Annotated in this window: 18 protein-coding genes, 1 tRNA gene and 3 pseudogenes; 8 read left to right on the top strand and 14 right to left on the bottom strand. The window is 46.1% G+C overall.

Going from position 1 to position 15,547, the window contains the following annotated elements; translation table 11 throughout:
* Nucleotides 1-33 precede the first annotated feature (33 nt).
* Entirely contained in the window at nt 34-951 is a 918-nt protein-coding gene (locus ACX4JR_RS04770; RefSeq protein WP_476060472.1) for a selenium metabolism-associated LysR family transcriptional regulator, read from the bottom strand.
* Between the two features lie 100 nt (nt 952-1,051).
* Nucleotides 1,052-1,945: a putative sporulation protein YtxC gene (ytxC, locus tag ACX4JR_RS04765; protein WP_476059890.1), complete on the bottom strand. Its 894-nt coding sequence runs from the start codon at nt 1,943-1,945 to the stop codon at nt 1,052-1,054.
* A 467-nt stretch (nt 1,946-2,412) separates the two neighbouring features.
* Here ytxC and ACX4JR_RS04760 point away from each other — a divergent pair, with 467 nt between their 5' ends.
* Complete coding sequence (locus ACX4JR_RS04760; RefSeq protein ID WP_476059889.1) at nt 2,413-2,634, top strand: hypothetical protein; 222 nt, start codon at nt 2,413-2,415, stop codon at nt 2,632-2,634.
* A gap of 2 nt (nt 2,635-2,636) precedes the next feature.
* Here ACX4JR_RS04760 and ACX4JR_RS04755 read toward each other — a convergent pair whose 3' ends face one another.
* Nucleotides 2,637-3,221: a hypothetical protein gene (locus tag ACX4JR_RS04755; protein WP_476059888.1), complete on the bottom strand. Its 585-nt coding sequence runs from the start codon at nt 3,219-3,221 to the stop codon at nt 2,637-2,639.
* A 299-nt stretch (nt 3,222-3,520) separates the two neighbouring features.
* Between ACX4JR_RS04755 and ACX4JR_RS04750 the strand changes: the two genes are divergently transcribed.
* The 3 genes from ACX4JR_RS04750 to ACX4JR_RS04740 all read left to right on the top strand — a co-directional run bounded on the left by ACX4JR_RS04750 (nt 3,521) and on the right by ACX4JR_RS04740 (nt 4,475).
* Nucleotides 3,521-3,811 carry a hypothetical protein gene (locus ACX4JR_RS04750; protein WP_476059887.1) on the top strand — a complete coding sequence of 97 codons (291 nt, stop codon included), beginning with the start codon at nt 3,521-3,523 and terminating at the stop codon, nt 3,809-3,811.
* A gap of 82 nt (nt 3,812-3,893) precedes the next feature.
* Entirely contained in the window at nt 3,894-4,067 is a 174-nt protein-coding gene (locus ACX4JR_RS04745) for a hypothetical protein (protein ID WP_476059886.1), read from the top strand.
* A gap of 255 nt (nt 4,068-4,322) precedes the next feature.
* Nucleotides 4,323-4,475 carry a hypothetical protein gene (locus ACX4JR_RS04740; protein WP_476059885.1) on the top strand — a complete coding sequence of 51 codons (153 nt, stop codon included), beginning with the start codon at nt 4,323-4,325 and terminating at the stop codon, nt 4,473-4,475.
* A 228-nt stretch (nt 4,476-4,703) separates the two neighbouring features.
* Here the strand turns inward: ACX4JR_RS04740 and ACX4JR_RS04735 are convergent, their stop codons facing one another.
* The 3 genes from ACX4JR_RS04735 to ACX4JR_RS04725 are packed head-to-tail and all read right to left on the bottom strand — an operon-like array spanning nt 4,704 to nt 5,387.
* A complete protein-coding gene (locus tag ACX4JR_RS04735) occupies nt 4,704-4,937 on the bottom strand; it encodes a type II toxin-antitoxin system HicA family toxin (RefSeq protein WP_476059884.1) in 234 nt (77 codons plus the stop codon).
* Nucleotides 4,934-5,167 carry a type II toxin-antitoxin system HicB family antitoxin gene (locus ACX4JR_RS04730; RefSeq protein ID WP_476059883.1) on the bottom strand — a complete coding sequence of 78 codons (234 nt, stop codon included), beginning with the start codon at nt 5,165-5,167 and terminating at the stop codon, nt 4,934-4,936. The genes ACX4JR_RS04735 and ACX4JR_RS04730 overlap by 4 nt, the downstream gene beginning before the upstream one ends.
* Nucleotides 5,160-5,387 (bottom strand): helix-turn-helix domain-containing protein, encoded by a 228-nt coding sequence (locus ACX4JR_RS04725; protein ID WP_476059882.1) that lies wholly within the window; start codon nt 5,385-5,387, stop codon nt 5,160-5,162. The genes ACX4JR_RS04730 and ACX4JR_RS04725 overlap by 8 nt, the downstream gene beginning before the upstream one ends.
* A gap of 169 nt (nt 5,388-5,556) precedes the next feature.
* Here ACX4JR_RS04725 and ACX4JR_RS04720 point away from each other — a divergent pair, with 169 nt between their 5' ends.
* The gene (locus ACX4JR_RS04720) at nt 5,557-6,009 is read left to right on the top strand and encodes an HIRAN domain-containing protein (RefSeq protein WP_476059881.1); all 453 of its coding nucleotides are present in this window, start codon (nt 5,557-5,559) and stop codon (nt 6,007-6,009) included.
* Nucleotides 6,010-6,077: 68 nt separating this feature from the next.
* Nucleotides 6,078-7,312: pseudogene (locus tag ACX4JR_RS04715) on the top strand (tyrosine-type recombinase/integrase).
* A 120-nt stretch (nt 7,313-7,432) separates the two neighbouring features.
* Here ACX4JR_RS04715 and ACX4JR_RS04710 read toward each other — a convergent pair.
* The 6 genes and pseudogenes from ACX4JR_RS04710 to ACX4JR_RS04685 all read right to left on the bottom strand — a co-directional run bounded on the left by ACX4JR_RS04710 (nt 7,433) and on the right by ACX4JR_RS04685 (nt 10,265).
* Nucleotides 7,433-7,507: transfer RNA gene (locus ACX4JR_RS04710), tRNA-Val, on the bottom strand.
* A gap of 90 nt (nt 7,508-7,597) precedes the next feature.
* On the bottom strand, nt 7,598-7,771 hold the full coding sequence (locus tag ACX4JR_RS04705; RefSeq protein WP_476057841.1) for a hypothetical protein: 174 nt from the start codon (nt 7,769-7,771) through the stop codon (nt 7,598-7,600).
* A 54-nt stretch (nt 7,772-7,825) separates the two neighbouring features.
* Nucleotides 7,826-9,253: an ISLre2 family transposase gene (locus tag ACX4JR_RS04700; RefSeq protein ID WP_476057840.1), complete on the bottom strand. Its 1,428-nt coding sequence runs from the start codon at nt 9,251-9,253 to the stop codon at nt 7,826-7,828.
* 132 nt (nt 9,254-9,385) lie between these two features.
* A pseudogene (locus tag ACX4JR_RS04695) lies at nt 9,386-9,542 on the bottom strand (thiolase family protein); the annotation flags it as partial.
* Between the two features lie 130 nt (nt 9,543-9,672).
* Nucleotides 9,673-9,756, bottom strand: a pseudogene (locus tag ACX4JR_RS04690) (electron transfer flavoprotein subunit beta); the annotation flags it as partial.
* A gap of 317 nt (nt 9,757-10,073) precedes the next feature.
* Entirely contained in the window at nt 10,074-10,265 is a 192-nt protein-coding gene (locus ACX4JR_RS04685; protein ID WP_476059880.1) for a biotin/lipoyl-containing protein, read from the bottom strand.
* A 103-nt stretch (nt 10,266-10,368) separates the two neighbouring features.
* On the opposite strand from ACX4JR_RS04685, the gene ACX4JR_RS04680 reads away from it, so the two are divergent.
* Together ACX4JR_RS04680 and ACX4JR_RS04675 are read left to right on the top strand one after the other, a co-directional pair.
* Nucleotides 10,369-11,817: an IS1182 family transposase gene (locus tag ACX4JR_RS04680; protein ID WP_476059879.1), complete on the top strand. Its 1,449-nt coding sequence runs from the start codon at nt 10,369-10,371 to the stop codon at nt 11,815-11,817.
* Between the two features lie 212 nt (nt 11,818-12,029).
* Nucleotides 12,030-13,253 (top strand): IS110 family RNA-guided transposase, encoded by a 1,224-nt coding sequence (locus ACX4JR_RS04675; RefSeq protein WP_476059472.1) that lies wholly within the window; start codon nt 12,030-12,032, stop codon nt 13,251-13,253.
* Between the two features lie 370 nt (nt 13,254-13,623).
* On the opposite strand, the gene ACX4JR_RS04670 is transcribed toward ACX4JR_RS04675, so the two are convergent.
* Nucleotides 13,624-14,514, bottom strand: coding sequence for a hydroxymethylglutaryl-CoA lyase (locus ACX4JR_RS04670; protein ID WP_476059878.1), 891 nt, complete (start codon nt 14,512-14,514; stop codon nt 13,624-13,626).
* Between the two features lie 11 nt (nt 14,515-14,525).
* Nucleotides 14,526-15,542 (bottom strand): beta/alpha barrel domain-containing protein, encoded by a 1,017-nt coding sequence (locus tag ACX4JR_RS04665; RefSeq protein WP_476059877.1) that lies wholly within the window; start codon nt 15,540-15,542, stop codon nt 14,526-14,528.
* Between the last annotated feature and the right edge of the window lie 5 nt (nt 15,543-15,547).

Below are 15,547 nucleotides of genomic sequence, written 5' to 3'. Positions count from 1 at the left end.
AAGAGGAGCCTTTTTAAGGTTCCTCTTCTAAACTTAAGACGAATTTGGTACCTGTAAAAACCTACGGTAAATATCCTTATTCAAAATAAAGCTGCGGAAGGCTGCAGAGGCAAGCCCTTCGTTTTTTTGCCTGCTCCAGGCTACATATAATTTATGACGCATCTCCAGGCCGGAAATATTTATCTTCTCCAATAAACCATTATCCAGCCAGTCCCTGGCAGTCCACCAGGATATCACACCCACTCCCAAACCTGCCCGCACAGCATTTATTATTGCTTGATTACTACCTAACTCAAGGACGTTAGGAAATTCATCCAGCAAGATATTGTTCTCTAAAAGCCTCTGCTCCATTACGGCCCGGGTTGCCGAACCCGGTTCCCGTACGATAAAAGGCTCTCGCATTATATCTTTTATTGAAACTTCCTGTCCCGCCACGGGATGCCAGGGCGGCGTCACTACCACCAGAGGGTCATCCACCCATGGGGTAGATTCTACCCCCCTGTCCTCAACTACATTTCCTAATAATCCAAAATCTACTTCCTTTTCTTTTAGCCAGCCGGCTACAGTATCACTATTTCCCACCCGTAAACTCACCCTGATCCCTGGATATTTTTCCCTGAATCCTCCTATAAGCTGAGGTAACAAGCACTCTCCAGGAACGGTACTGGCCCCCAGCAATAAGTGACCGGTTTTAAGACCCCGCAATTCGTCTAAGGATGCCTTAATTTTATGGTAATTTCTTATTAGCTGGCTGGCTTCAGTATATAAAAAGCGCCCGGCCTCCGTTAAAACTACCCCGCGCTCATTGCGCTCAAAAAGGGATATTTGTAAATCTTCCTCCAGTGCCTTTATTTGCGAACTAACAGCCGGTTGGCTTAAAGAAAGCTGGGAGGCTGCCTTAGTAAAACTTTTCAGTTGTGCCACTAACAAAAAAGTTTCTAGTTGCTTTATATTCAGCTGAACTCACCCCATCCCCCGGAACATCTATGTTTTAATTTTCTAACTTTATTACATAATATCCTGCAAATCAAAAGGCGGGGATAATCCCGCCTTAGTTATCGCCTTTTTTACAAAGGGAACAGCCTTCACACTGCCTTACCCTGCCGGAAAAAATCTTGCTTATCATATCTACTGCAGTTTTATGCTTATTATCCGTATTAAAGTGGAAAATAATTTCATTGGGGGCAATGGTAATAAGGGAGCTTATTAAAAGGTCCTCATAATTAATCCCACCACCTATAAAATCCGCTATAAATCCTTCCATACAATCACTGTCAATGAGTTCACCCTTTTCGTTGTATAATTTAAAAACCTCTTCGGATTCTAATACCACATTCACACAATCCACCCGAGGATCCTGAATGTCGACAAAGTATTTTAAAAGCTGGATAAACTCCTTGTACTCCCTTTCCATCAAGAAATCATCCACAGCCTGTTCCGCCGCTTCGTACAGGTCGTTTATATAATCCTTTAAACGAAACCGGATAAAGCCGTCAATAATAATATAATTATTGGAATTAAGAAATTCATATAGCTCATTTAAAATTTTTCTTTTGTATTTAAAGCGTAATAAATCTTTAGCTACTATTTCGTTACCGGATATGTATTCCAGGGCATTTAACAGAATGATATCCCGCTCTTCAGCATTGAAATAATAATAAGTTTCCCTAATAATTTCTTCTAAAATAACTTTTTTCCAGTGGTTTAGTATTATCTCACAAATAGCATTGACCACATTTTTTAAGTATAAGGAACGAATATTCTTTTTGCCTCGATTTACTTCAGAATTAAAAAAATGGCAGGCCAGAAAAGTAAACTTCCCGGCTGGATTTTTTTCCAAATTAAATCGAAGCCCTTCCTTTGCCAGCGGTTTGAATTCCTCACATAGCCGCTCATGCAAAATATCCATATGCCGGGTAGCGCCAATAATAATACTTTCAGTCACGGCCTGCTCACTCCCCTGTAAAAAAATAAAATTTCTTTGGAGGAGATTGTGATACAAGTATAAGCCAAACGTAACTCTACAATGCTAGCAAATAATTTTATTACTCCCAGGGAAAAAAATTTTTTGTTTTTGAATGCTAAAGGATTAGACAAGGGTTATAACACCGTTTTAGAAAAAAATCTATGTTAATTGAGAACAACTCATATTAAATTTCCCAGCCCATTTTAGATACAACTTCCATATTTTCATAATATATAATTACTTTTTAATTACTTGGATAATAATTAAATTTTACACTGAACTTCTATGGAAGATTATGCCGGCACAGTTAGTAAAATGACTGCCATAAACCAGTGTTTCCACCATCATATCTTTTCAAGGAAAGGTTTAAAGATCGTCTGGGAATTGGAGAGGAAAAACCTTTTTTCCGTTGAATATATTACAAAAACCCTCAGGAAGTGTTTTTTATGACCCAAAATAACGGGAAAGTAATAGAATTCAAGCCCCGCAGGCATAAAAAGTTAAAAAGTCTAAATTATATATCCCCGGAAAAAAAAGAACTACTTCGCCAAAGGGAACTGCAAAAAAGAAAGCGGGATAATCGCACTAAAACCATAAAGCTGGTAGGAATATTCTTGCTTATATGTATTGTTCTTTATTTTTTGGGCCCGGCTTTAAAAACAATGTGACTTTAATCGGCACTTAAGATTACCTCCACTTCCCTTCGTAAATTTTCTATACCCGGCGCTCCCCGGGCCCGTTCCAGAACATCCTGCCAGCAAGTGATGTGCGGCACCCTGCCGTCCAAAATTTCCAGGGCCTTTACCTGTTCCATCCGCCCTATGGACCTCATTTTACTCCGGTCACATACAACAAATGGCACAACTTCCCGCTTATCGCCGGTGAGGGCTTTTAATATTTCCACCATTACCCTCTGTCTTATAATCTGGTGGGCTAATATATTCCTCCCGTTAAAGCCCAATTTTTCCTTTCGCTTCGCCTCTCCTATATATATCCTGTCCCGGGTAAAAATGACGGCATCTATTTCCGTATTGCGCAATTCATTAAAAAGTTTATCCCTGTTATGGGCGGTATAAAAGTTATCCCGAATGTGTAACCTTGTGCCCTTTAGCGCATTTCGTATCCCGGGAATTATTTTCCTATACTCTTCAAGAAATTTTTCCCGGCAATCCTTGTGTTCAACGGCATAATCACGAAACCCCTTCCAAAATAATTCTATCCTTGCATCATCACGCTCCCTCTTTTCCAAACCCAAAAAAATTAATGCCCTTGGGGATAACTCGACAGAATTAAACAAGGTTACAAAAACCTTTGCCGTAAGGTTATTTTCCGCCCTGTTAATAATGTGATCCACCCCCTGAATATCACCCGAAAATACCCTAAATGTAAAAATTCCTCAAAAACCAGAAAAAAATTTATTATAAAAAATCATAAGGCCACCAGAAGAAGCTTCCTGGTGGTCTAATATATTGGCATATCAATGCTTCGGACAATAACACCGGGTCCAGAATATGATAAAGATAAGTCATATTTTTTATACGGGAGTGAATTAAATTGGACATCATGAAGGCCTTGCACTTTCTAAATTACCTTTTAGGAACTTCTGTAATTGCTTCTTCCATTTATTTTTACATTACAGAAAATAAAACCGCTCCCCTGTATATATCCATGGCCATCATAGTTGCCGGGCCATTAGAAGATTTTCTTAAATTTTTTGCTGAAAGCTCCCCCTCAACTTCACCGGATAATAAAAAAATATATATAAATCTTATTGATAAAATTACAAGTCTGGCCTTTTTAATCCTTTTGGGACTGGCAATTTTGAAGGATGTCAATAACCTATAACAACCGCTAAGAATCTTTTACATTTAAATCCTGTCGTTTAAGAAATAGGTCCCTGGTATGCCCTTTTTGTGGAGAGCTTGAATTGTATTTTGACGGCTGGCTGGAGGACGGTAAAACGGCTGTTATTGTTTGTCCGTGGTATCCGCGGGAATTTACCATTCAGGGATTAACCGTTGGCCCGGTTAGCATGAGCCTTAACGCGGCAGTGGAAGTCTCCCGGGGTGCGGTAATGCCGCCCTGGAAAAAGAGGCGGTAGCGAAAAAACACGCATTTTCACGCACTAAAAAGAGCGAAAAGGGGCAAAAGTGTTTCGCTTTGTTTCGGAAAATGCGTCGCAATTTGCGCTATATTCCGGAATAAGTGGAGCGAAACGTAACAAAAAGCCGGTACCGCAATGGGTACCGGAATGGCTAAAAGCCTTGTGATTACTAGGTTTAAAGGTAATTTAAGGAGTAAGCTATAAGGGCCCTGGCTGTTCGTTTTGCAGGGGTCTATTTGTCGAAATCACCCCATGAAGAATAACGAACGCGAACTGCACAAACTGTGCAGGTGCGCGAAAAGTGCGCGCACTGGAAGGGGCGGGTTAAATCCTTACCAGCCCGTGGACATAGACCGGGCGGGCGGCTTCGCATATGTTTCCGCAAGTTTTGGTAGAGGGATATAGGCCGTTACCGGACGTAACAACCGTAACAATGATAAAAGTAACAGTAACAGGGGTAACAGTTACACAAAGAACCGAACCGGTGGAAAATTTTCCACCAGGTTAATATTTCCACTCCAGCCGGCTGTCCGCTTCGTGCGTTCTTCGTACGAAGCATTTTTATTTTTCTGAAGGAAAATTTTCCTGGAAGTTGCCCTGCCCGGACAAAATAATAGCCCGGCATTACCGGCCTTAAAGCAGCTTGATTAATTCTTCAACCGTAAGGCCGGCCTGTTTTAAGATGCTTTTAAGGGTTTTGGGCTTGAGGATTTTCTTCCCGTGCACCGGCACGGTAACCAGGGTCCCGCCGCCCGGGGGCTCCAGGTAGTGGTGGCTGCCCTCTATCTCCACCAGGACGAAGCCGGCCCTTGTAAGGGCCCTTACCACGTCTTTGCCGGGCACCCTGGGAAGGCGCGGGGACATCATACAGAAACTTCAACCTCACCAAAGAACAATTCCGTATCCTTATCAGGTAGCGGGCGGCCTTGTTTCTTTAACGCCTTCAGGTAGCCGGAAATAGCCTCCCTGGCATTGTCCAGGGCTTCCTGGATGGTATCCCCTTCGGTAATACAGCCGGGCAAAGCCGGGACCGTTACCGTGTATCCTCCCTCCTCTTCATTCCACTCCAGGATAACCTTAAACCTGCGCTTAGGCATTTTCCTCCCCCTCTCCCTCTTTGTCCGGGATATACTCCAGCAAGTCTCCTGGTTGGCAGTTGAGGGCTTTACACAACCTGTCTATCACTTCCAGGGAAACATACTGGTTTGTGTTTAGTTTAGCCATAGTTGCCCATGAGATATTTGCCTTTTTAATAAGGTCCTGTTTTTTAATATCCCGGTCTATAAGTAGTTTTTGGAATGGCTTATAACTAATCACCTAACCCCTGCCCCCTCTCAAAAGTTTCTTTTATTGTAACAAAAAATCTTTAAAAACTCAAAGAAATTTTTGCAAACCTGTTGACTATTATCTTTAATATGGTTATAATAATCTTAGTAATAGCAAAGATTTATCAGAGTTATTAAAGATTAGAGGGAGGCAGGTATAAATGGAAAAACTTACGATAATGCGGCGGACAGTGATGCTCATAGCCAACCGGCTGCACCAGCTGGGGCAGCCCCGGCCCAAGGCCACGAAAACTGCCTGGGCAATGGTTAAGCAGGGTACATACTTTACCAAGGTCCGGGGTATAACCCACGGTAACCGGCAGGTGGCCCTGGCTCGGCTGAGAAAATACCAAAAAGGGCAGATAGTCATCCACCTGGTACGAGAGCCGGAAAACCAGCATGACCCCAACGCCGTGGCCGTGGTGGTGGAGGTCCTGGGTAAAGGCAGTTATAAGCTGGGATACCTGAAAAAAGAATACGCCAGGGTGCTGGCCCCGGTACTTGATAAGGGACTGGAGCTTAAAGCCCGGCTTGAGAACATCACTGGTGGCCCGGAAGCCGGCAAGCGGTACAGATACTACGGAGCAAATATAAGTTTTAACCTGGTGGCCTAACAAGGGGACGGGGCCCCGGCCCCTCCCCTTTCTAAACCCGATAGAGTAACCAACAAGGAGGTAATAGCATGGCTGACGCATTTGTCTGGCGCACGAAGAAGGGGCGCATACATGCAATTGTGGTAATAACCAAACGTAAAGACGGGCGCTGGATGGCGCAGCTGACAATTGGGCGGGATCCCGCAACCGGTAAGCTAAAGCGGAAAACATTCTATGGCAAAACGCGGCGGGAAGTGCAGGAAAAAATAGACAAGGCCAAAGCGGAGATGCAGGCCGGGACGTTTGTGGAGCCCCACAAAGTAACCGTCGGCGAGTGGATTACCCGCTGGCTGAACGATTACAAAAGACCCAAGCTGAGGCCCTCCATCTGGAACCTTTACTCAAACACGGCCCGGCTGCACATCATCCCGGCGATTGGAAACATCCCCCTGCAGCAGTTACAGACAAGCGACTTACAGCGGCTGTACAACAGTAAACTTGAAAATGGCCGGGTGGACGGGAGCGGCGGCCTGTCAAGCCGGATGATTCACTTAATGCACCAGGTAATCAGCGGAGCTTTAAAGCAAGCCGTGAAGGAACAGCTTATTACCCGCAACGTGGCTGACGCGGTGGAACTGCCCAAGCTGCGCTACAAGGAAATCCGCCCCCTAACCCTGGAGGAAGTGAAACGCTTCCTGGAGGTTGCCCGGAGCCACCGGTTATATACGGCGTTTTTGGTAGAGTTGGGCACCGGGTTAAGGCGCGGTGAACTTCTGGCCCTGCGGTGGGATGATGTGAATTTAGAAACAGGGGTTATCCGGGTACGGCAGACATTATCCCGCATACAAAAGCAAAACGGCCCCCGAAAGACGGAGTTAGTCTTCCAGGAACCGAAAACCAAACAAGCCAAAAGAGGTATACCACTGCCGGAGGATATTCTCAAGGAATTGAGGGCCCACAAGGCCCGGCAGGCGCAGAAAAAGCTGGCCCTGGGCTCCGCTTACCAGGACAACGGCCTGGTATTCTGCACGGAGGACGGCAGGCCGCTGGACCCGCGGAACTTCACCAAACGGTACGAGGCAATTCTAAAAAAGCCGGGCTGGAGCATGTCAGCTTTCACAACCTGAGACATACCTTTGCCACGCTGCTGCTGGAGGCAGGCGAACATCCCAAGATAGTGCAGGAACTTCTTGGGCATACCAAAATCAGCATTACCCTGGACATTTATACTCACGTGGCAGATGGTTTAAAGAAAAAGGCAGCAAGCAAGTTAAACGATATGCTGAACCTTAACAAAGAAAAAACCGCCCACCAGGACGGGTAAAAAATAAAACCTTCTTTCCCACCAGAGCGACCTGGTGGGTTTTTAATTCCCATTGCAGTAAAATTGCTGTCAAAACGTGTATTGTCGCCTGTTCAAAAACCCCAAAACCCTTGATTTTACTGGTGGGCGGGGAGGGAATTGAACCCACGACCTTCTGCGCGTCAAGCAGACGTTCTCCCACTGAACTACCCGCCCAAACCGTTCCGTGTTTTATTATGCAATAAATTCGGGCAGAAGTCAAGATTAAAATAAGCCGAGTCCGTGTCAAGATTCAGTAGGTATCTTTTAACATGAGACCTCACCGCTTAAAACATTAGTTTTACGGCGGCGGCCTTGACAGCCACCCCGCATGTGATATAGTTTCAGTACCGACGGGGCGGCTCCGGGGAACATGCTGCATACTTTAGCATACCCCGCCGGCTTGTACATTTTATCACATGCGGGGACCCCGGCTGTCAAGGCTACCCTCCGGCGCCGCCTGAAAACCTCAAAGGCTCTCCAAGGAACATGCTTTTACAAAAGAGCAGAAAAGCTGGGACGGCTAAGTTCACGTAAAACATACTTAATCCACAGCCGGTCAGCAAAAGGACCCTTTAAAGCCGGAACAGACGCCTGCAGCCATTTTTCCACATCCTCTGTTTTTTGTTTTTCGACTGGCTTTAACTGCGCAATTTCTCTCAATTTCCGGTGTTTCACCGGCCAGCGCAAAGTATAATTGCCAAGCTCCCCGTTTGCCTTAGCGGCCAAAACACGGGCCATCCGGTCTCCTCCAGGGATTGTCCACCTGGCTCCCAGGCGTTTCATCCGCCGGGCCACGTTGTGTTGAATCTGCCCTTCAATGGTGCCCAAACGTTTTGCTCCCGGCGAGGCAGCGATCCCCGCCCAGTTTTCCTCAAGATAATGCAGAAGTTTGGTGATCCTCTTCTTCCGGTTGCCCCTGGTGTTTTTTGCTGCTTCCGTAAGAACTCTTTGGGTCTCCTCCCAGTTACCCTGGGAAATGGCCAGGGCCACCTTCCGGTAGGTTTCTTCGTCGTACCAGAGGGCCTCGGTTAAATGCCTGCTCAGGTGGTATGGGTCTAAGCGATACACAGCGCCGGGAAAGTAATCAATTCCCTGCTTGGACCAGTCTGCCCCGTCGCCGCCGATGAAGATCCTTTCGGTTTGGCTCAGGTCCCATTTTCCCCCGGCTACGGCATAGTTTTCTTCCCAGGCTGCCTTACCGTCATTTAGGCTGCTTAAAACAAGCTTGTTTTTCAGGGCGAAGCGACCTTGGCCAATTTGTTCCTTCCCTTCGTAGACGACCATATGCTTAATTTCTCCTCTTTTCTCTTTTGTCTTCTGCAGGCGGATTATCACTCCGTCGGCTTCGATACACAGCTCCGGGGTTACCTCTTTCCCGCCGGGAGCTTCGCCCTTTTCAAAAACCGCTGCCCTTTTTTCTTCTCCTTCTTGCTGCAAGACTTCTCCCACTTCTTGGGTAGCCTGCCAGACGGTCATGGGACTTAGGCCGGAAACAAGGTGGTTTAAGATCTCGGCGGCACGGGCAAAGGAAAGTTCGGTGCTTAGTTTGACGGCCAGTTCTTTTAAACGGGGGGTGATCTTGGCCCGGGCTGGCCAGCCCAGCAGCTCGTCTAAAAAGAATTTGGTTTCCCCGGTTTTTTTGTTCCTGTACAGGCGCCTTTTGAAGAGAAATTCCCCAAAGGTGCTTACTGCTGTTTTAGCCCGAAAGCCGACCACTTCCCAGGTGCTCCGGTCACGTTCATTCATCAGGCGGGTATCGATCTGTTCCAGGGCCCAGGTGAAAATTTGGTTGCAGACTGCCTGGCACAGCTCATGGATGCCTTTTTCAAGCTCATAAAAGTCTTTGCACTCGCCAATTAATTTAGTTAGGCCAGAACCGAATAGAAGGACTGCCCCCACTATGTGGCGAATATTTAACATGAGACCTCGCCCTCCTTTAATTTCCGTTGGAGTGTTTTTGGGGTGAGGTCTCATTTCTATTTCTAGGAGGTTGATTTCCTTCTGGTGCCTACTGAAATTTTACACGGCCATAAGCCGAACTATTTGCTTTGGCACATTACCCATAATAATTTCATCAACCAACTGGCCATTGATACCAGCGCGGCGAAAGGCTTCTTTAATAATCTCCTTGCCCAATTCAACTGCCGGGAGCTCCACCAAATCTACCTACCGCAGTTCGCACCGAGCTGACAATTACAGCTTCAGCCACCGTATTCCCTCCCTAGTAAAATAAAAGCTGCCGGAACCTCCGCAGGTATATAAAGAGCCAAAGGAGGGTTAGGGTGCACAGGCCTTCCTTTCCGGGAGAACTCCGGCAGCTTAACTTATGAACCTTTTTCCAGAGTTTTTTTGTCCATGGGTTTTTTCTTGGCTTTCATGATGCCCTTCATGGAGGGATAGCGGGGTTCGTTCAGTCCTTTTTGAAAACCAACCTGGCGCGTTTCACTCTTATTCTTTAGGGATAGGGACCTCTCGGGTTAGTTAATTCATTTTTTACTTTTGGATTATAATTAATCAGTTCTTACTGCTTCCAGTTTTTAAGCAAAGTGGGAAACATTATGCTCACTCACAACAAACAAAAAATTCAAAACAACATGGGTGGGGTAAGCCGCAAACCTCCACAAGACCCCACCCAAAACAAGCAGGGGGTAAATAATGGGTTAGACCCCCCAAGGTAATAAAATTGGTAGCTGCCAAAAACTATTAATAAAATATTGAAATAAGAGTTTCTTCCTTCGCCTTATTCAAGAGTCATAACTACGGTATCAGGGGTGACCACATCACCAGGAGCTACCTTTATTTCTTTAACCGTGCCATTTCCAGGAGCGTATATTTTAACGTACATTTTCATGGCTTCAATGGTAGCAACTGCATCATTTACCTTAATTTGATCACCCTTATTGACATCAATCGAAACTATCTTACCGACCATAGGTGCAAATACATCCATATTTATGAGGCTGTTGACAAAAACAAGTCAACAGCCTTTTATTTTATGGTAAAATTGAGTAAATAAGAATTAGGAGCGAACAAACATGTTAAAAAAACCAGAGTACCGCCAAGGACAACTGGAACTTGTTTGCCTAGAACAACTGGTACCTGAAGATCACTTGCTGAGGAAAATAAGTCGCTTCATAGACTTTAACTTCATAAGAGAAAAGGTCAAACACCTATATTGCCCGGATAACGGTCGTCCTTGTGTAGATCCCGTAATGCTTTTTAAAATGCTTTTTATTGGCTACCTCTTTGGCATAAGATCTGAACGGCAACTGGTTAAAGAAATAGAGGTTAACATAGCTTACCGTTGGTTTTTGGGCCTTTCCCTAACAGATAAAGTTCCTCATCATTCCACCATTAGCCAGAACCGGCGGCGTAGATTTAATGGCACAAATATTTGTCAGGAAATATTTGATGAAATAGTTATGCAAGCAATTAAGAAAGGACTAATAGATGGAAAAGAGTTATTTACGGACTCTACACATTTAAAGGCCAATGCCAACAAAAATAAATTCACACTCAAAAAAGTGAAACGTTCAACTCAAGCTTATTTGGAAGAACTGGAGCATTCAGTGGAGGATGATAGAAAAAAGCATGGAAAAAAGCCGTTGAAACCAAAAGAAGAACAACTTGAAAAAAACAAAGAAATACGGGTGAGCACCACGGACCCGGAAAGTGGCTACATGGTTAGGGACGGCAAACCCCAGGGTTTTTATTACCTTAACCACGTAACGGTTGATGGAAAGCTAAGCTTGATTACCGACGTATATGTTACCCCCGGAAATGTGCATGATTCTGCACCTTACATAGGCCGTTTGGACCGTCAGATAAAGCGCTTTGGCTTTGAAGTGGAAGCAGTAGCCCTGGATGCCGGGTATTTAACCATGCCTATATGCCATGAACTGCAAAAAAGAGATATTTTTGCTGTTATAGCCCATCGACGTTACCATCCTAAGAAAGGCTTATTTCACAAATGGCAATTCAAATATGATAAGGAAAATGACTGCTATATATGTCCTGCCAAACAGAAACTTACCTACCGTACCACCAACCGCCAGGGGTTCCGGGAATATGTTTCAGACCCCCGGATATGCAAAATCTGCAAATATTTATCTAAATGCACCCATTCCAAAAGCTATACTAAAGTAATTACTCGACACGTTTGGGAAGATAGCAAAGACTGGGTAAGACAGAACCGCCTCAGTGAGCGGGGGAAAGCCTTATACAAAAGAAGAAAAGAAACTGTTGAGCGGAGTTTTGCTGATGCCAAAGAACTCCACGGGTTACGCTATGCCCGTTATAGGGGTAGAGCAAAAGTTATGGAGCAGTGCTTATTGACAGCTGCCTGTCAGAATATGAAAAAGATGGCAAATTATCTCTGGAAGAGGGGTAACCCTCCTTGTACTATAGAGTTTAGATTAGTCAGCTCAAAGCCAATAGACTTGACCCCTGACAACCACATAGGAATCCCGGGGCAACTCGGATAAATATTCTCGTAGAGGCAGGGGGCTTCGATCGCCCTCCTTAGGAAGCTTTAGCTGTCCTGATTGAAAGAGTGAAGCCCCGCCCATACGAGAGGACTCGAATGAGCACGTTGTGGATACAGCTTGCTGTATGCCGCGAGTTACGAGCAAGGTTGAGTGGCTCGTAAGGGTTGCGGGAACCCTGCCTGAATTCAGTGAAAGTGGGGATGCAAAAAATGATTTACGGTGGTGTTGATGTGGCCAAGTATCGCCATGAGGTGTGCTTCGTCAATGACGCTGGCGATGTTGTCCTGCAGATGCATATGGATAACAGCCAGAGGGGATTGAATAAGCTTCTGCAGGCATTGGAAAGGCTGGGTATCAAGCCTGACGGCGTTAAGTTCTGCCTGGAGGCCACCGGACACTACTGGCTCCCTATCTACTGCCACCTCAGTGAGCTGGGATTTCAGCTTCATGTTATCAACCCTATCCAGTCAGATGCTTTGCGTAATCTCTATGTGCGTAAAACCAAGACCGACCAGAAGGATGCTCTGCTTCTTGCTGACTTGCTGCGATTAGGACGTGCTCCTAAACTAAAGCTTGCTTCCGAAACGGTTCTCAAATTGCAGACACTCTCTCGACTCCGTTTTGAGTTCGTTCGCCAGGTCGGTGGGCTTAAAAACAGGGTGCTGGGCATCCTCGACCGGATCTTTCCAGAATACCCCGGCTGTTTCTCAGATGTCTTTATCCGGACTTCCAGAGAACTGCTTAAATCTTGCCCCGAACCGGAAGCTCTGACCGAAATGGATCTTTCAGAGTTATCCGCTTTCTTGAAAGAACATTCCCGCGGCCGCCTCGGTAAAGAAAGAGCTAGAAAGATTCAGTCTCTGGCTAAAGGCACCTTCGGCATTACCCTGGCTCTGGACGCTTTCACGCTCCAGCTGCGCCTGCTGGTTGAGCAAATTGAGTTCATTGAGGAGCAGATAAAGGTTATCGAGGATGCAATCAATGAGGTTATGGAGGAGCTTCGCCCCAGCGAAGATACTCCATACCGCCACGTTATTGAAACTATCCCTGGTATCGGTCCTGTACTAGCTGCTGCAATCATCGGAGAAGTAGACGATATTACACGCTTCCCCAACGCCCGGACTCTCGTGGCCTATGCCGGTTTAGATGCTTCAGTAAGGGCATCAGGGCTGTTTGAAGGCACTCGCAACCGCATGTCTAAACGCGGTTCACCTGTGTTGAGAAACAGTCTGTGGTTGGCCGCTGTTTCAGCCCGCCGCTTTAACCCGGAATTGAGGGCCTATTATGAGTTAAAACGCAGCCAGGGAAAGCATTCAAGCGTTGCTACCGGAGCAGTTGCCAGACGACTTGTGCATTTAATTTACTCTCTCTGGAAAGATAACCGACCGTATGACCCGAATTATCAATGGTCCCCACCCGGCAGTAAAGAGTGACCAGGACCCTATGTGATTGTCAAAGATCTTTTTGCTTTAGCCTATTGACTTTTCATAGCACGTCTTTTTTACCACTGCTGGTTCGGATAATACAAAAGTTTTCGCAAAAGCAATTTAGCTTGAAATATGCAATGTAAAGTTAAACCCGGGGCAAAACCCGGGTTTGTCAGCAATCTCATATTTATAGCCCTCCTTAAAATATATCTTTACAAATTTTGTTATGCACAGAATATGCCCCTGGGACAAGCCTAGCAAATGTTTAACCTTACCCTAGCGTTCATGTACTTTCCTGGATATAATAAGGTTGTTTGATATGTGCACTAATATACCTGAATAGTTATAATCCCCCATACTACATTATTATTTATAATTACCCACCACATATCTTCGCCGGTAGTTTTCTTCCCAATTCCCGCTCCAACCAACGGGTACAACTACAAAGCTCTTCCAGGTTTATGCCGGTAGAAATACCCATTTGATGGAGCATGTTCACCAGGTTTTCCGTGGCCACGTTCCCAGTTGCCCCGGGGATAAAGGGACATCCCCCGGCCCCTCCTACGGAACTTTCCAGAATTGTCACCCCCGCCATAAGGCCGGTAACGGTGTTAGCCAGACCCAGCCCCCGGTTGTCGTGAAAGTGGAGGGCCCAGATAACTTCCGGGTACAATCCCTTTAATTCTACTAGCAAATGGTACACCTGGCGAGGTTCCCCCATTCCCGCAGTGTCGGCAAGGGTTATTTCCCTGATGCCAAAAGTTAGCATTCCTTCAACTACCCTTTGAATTTCCGATAAAGTTACCTCTCCCTGGTAGGGGCAGCCAAAGGAGGTAGCTACCGCACCGCGAAGATTAATTCCACTACCTTGGGCCAATTGGCTTATATCTCTCAGAATATCTAACGACCGAGCAACGGGCATTTTAATATTTGCCAGATTATGGGACTCGCTGGCGGAAATCACCACCACTGCTTCCTGTATGGAAGTATTCAGCGCCCGCTGCATCCCTCTTATGTTTCCTACTAAGGCACTCAGCTTTACCCGGGAAGAAATGCCACCGAGACCTTCCAGTACCTGCTCCGCATCCCTCAACTGGGGGATGGCCTTCGGGTTAACGAAGGAAGTAACCTCAATGGCAGTGACCCCGGCTTGCGCCAGGGTCTTTATCAATTTGATTTTCTTTTCCGTGGGCAAAAATTTCTCTTCGTTCTGTAACCCGTCTCTGGGCCCCACCTCTCGGATGAGAACCTTTTCAGGCCACTGCAATTTTTTTCCTCCTAGAATCCTGTGGGTCCTTTGGGAATGCGCCCGGACTTGATACACTCGCTGCGGAGCCGGCGCCCACAAATCCTTTCCACTGTTCGACCTATCTTCAAAACGTGATCGACATTTACCCCGGTGTCAATTCCCATTTCATCCATCATAACCACCATGTCCTCGGTGGATACCAGCCCCACGATATTGGGATCTTGGTAATAATAGGAGCCGGTTCCGCCCACCGGGCAGCCGTCTACGAAATTGGCCGGCTGGCCACCAATACCACCCATTGTACTTTCAAAGCGAATGATCCCAGCCTGCAGGGCTGCAAGGACGTTGGCCAGCCCCCACCCCCTGGTGACATGGAAATGGGCCACGTGCAATTCTGGATTGGGGATGGCATCCAAAATCATGGAGAAATATTCGTATACCTTGTTTGGGGGCGCAGAACCGTCATGGTCGGCATGTTCGATATCATCGGCACCAATTTCCAGGTAACGCTTGGTAAATTCCACCGCATCCTTCAATTCGGTGGGACCGGCTATGGGACAGCCCCAAATGGTACTGATAGTACCGTTTACTTTTATTCCTGCATCATGGGCTTTTTTAATGCAACGCTCGGTCATGGCCCAGTATTCTTTGTGACTCATGCCGGAGTTCCTATACTGGTGGGGCTCGGAAGTGGAAACCATTTGTAAGATGCGGTCTGGGCCGTACCCATTCTTTTTAGCCTCAATGGCCCGGTCCACCGCCCTTTCATTAATGGTGATGGCAGTTAATTCCACATCGTCCAGTAAGTGCTTAACCCGTTTACTGGTACGGATAAGTTTGAATAATTCCTCTGCATCGGCAAATTGGGGCATAGCCTTGGGATTTCCAAAATTCGTAACTTCCAGACGCTTAAACCCGGCAAGGATAAGTTCTTCCAGAACCCAAAGCTTGGCCCTGGTTGGAATGAACTTTTCTTCGTGTTGAAAACCGTCCCGGACAGTAATCTCCCCAATTTCCACCTTTTTAGGATAATTTAGTGTGGCCATTAATT

The sequence above is a fragment of the Desulfofundulus sp. JL263-se genome, assembly GCF_056316025.1.
This window is presented reverse-complemented; position numbering and strand designations above follow the sequence as displayed.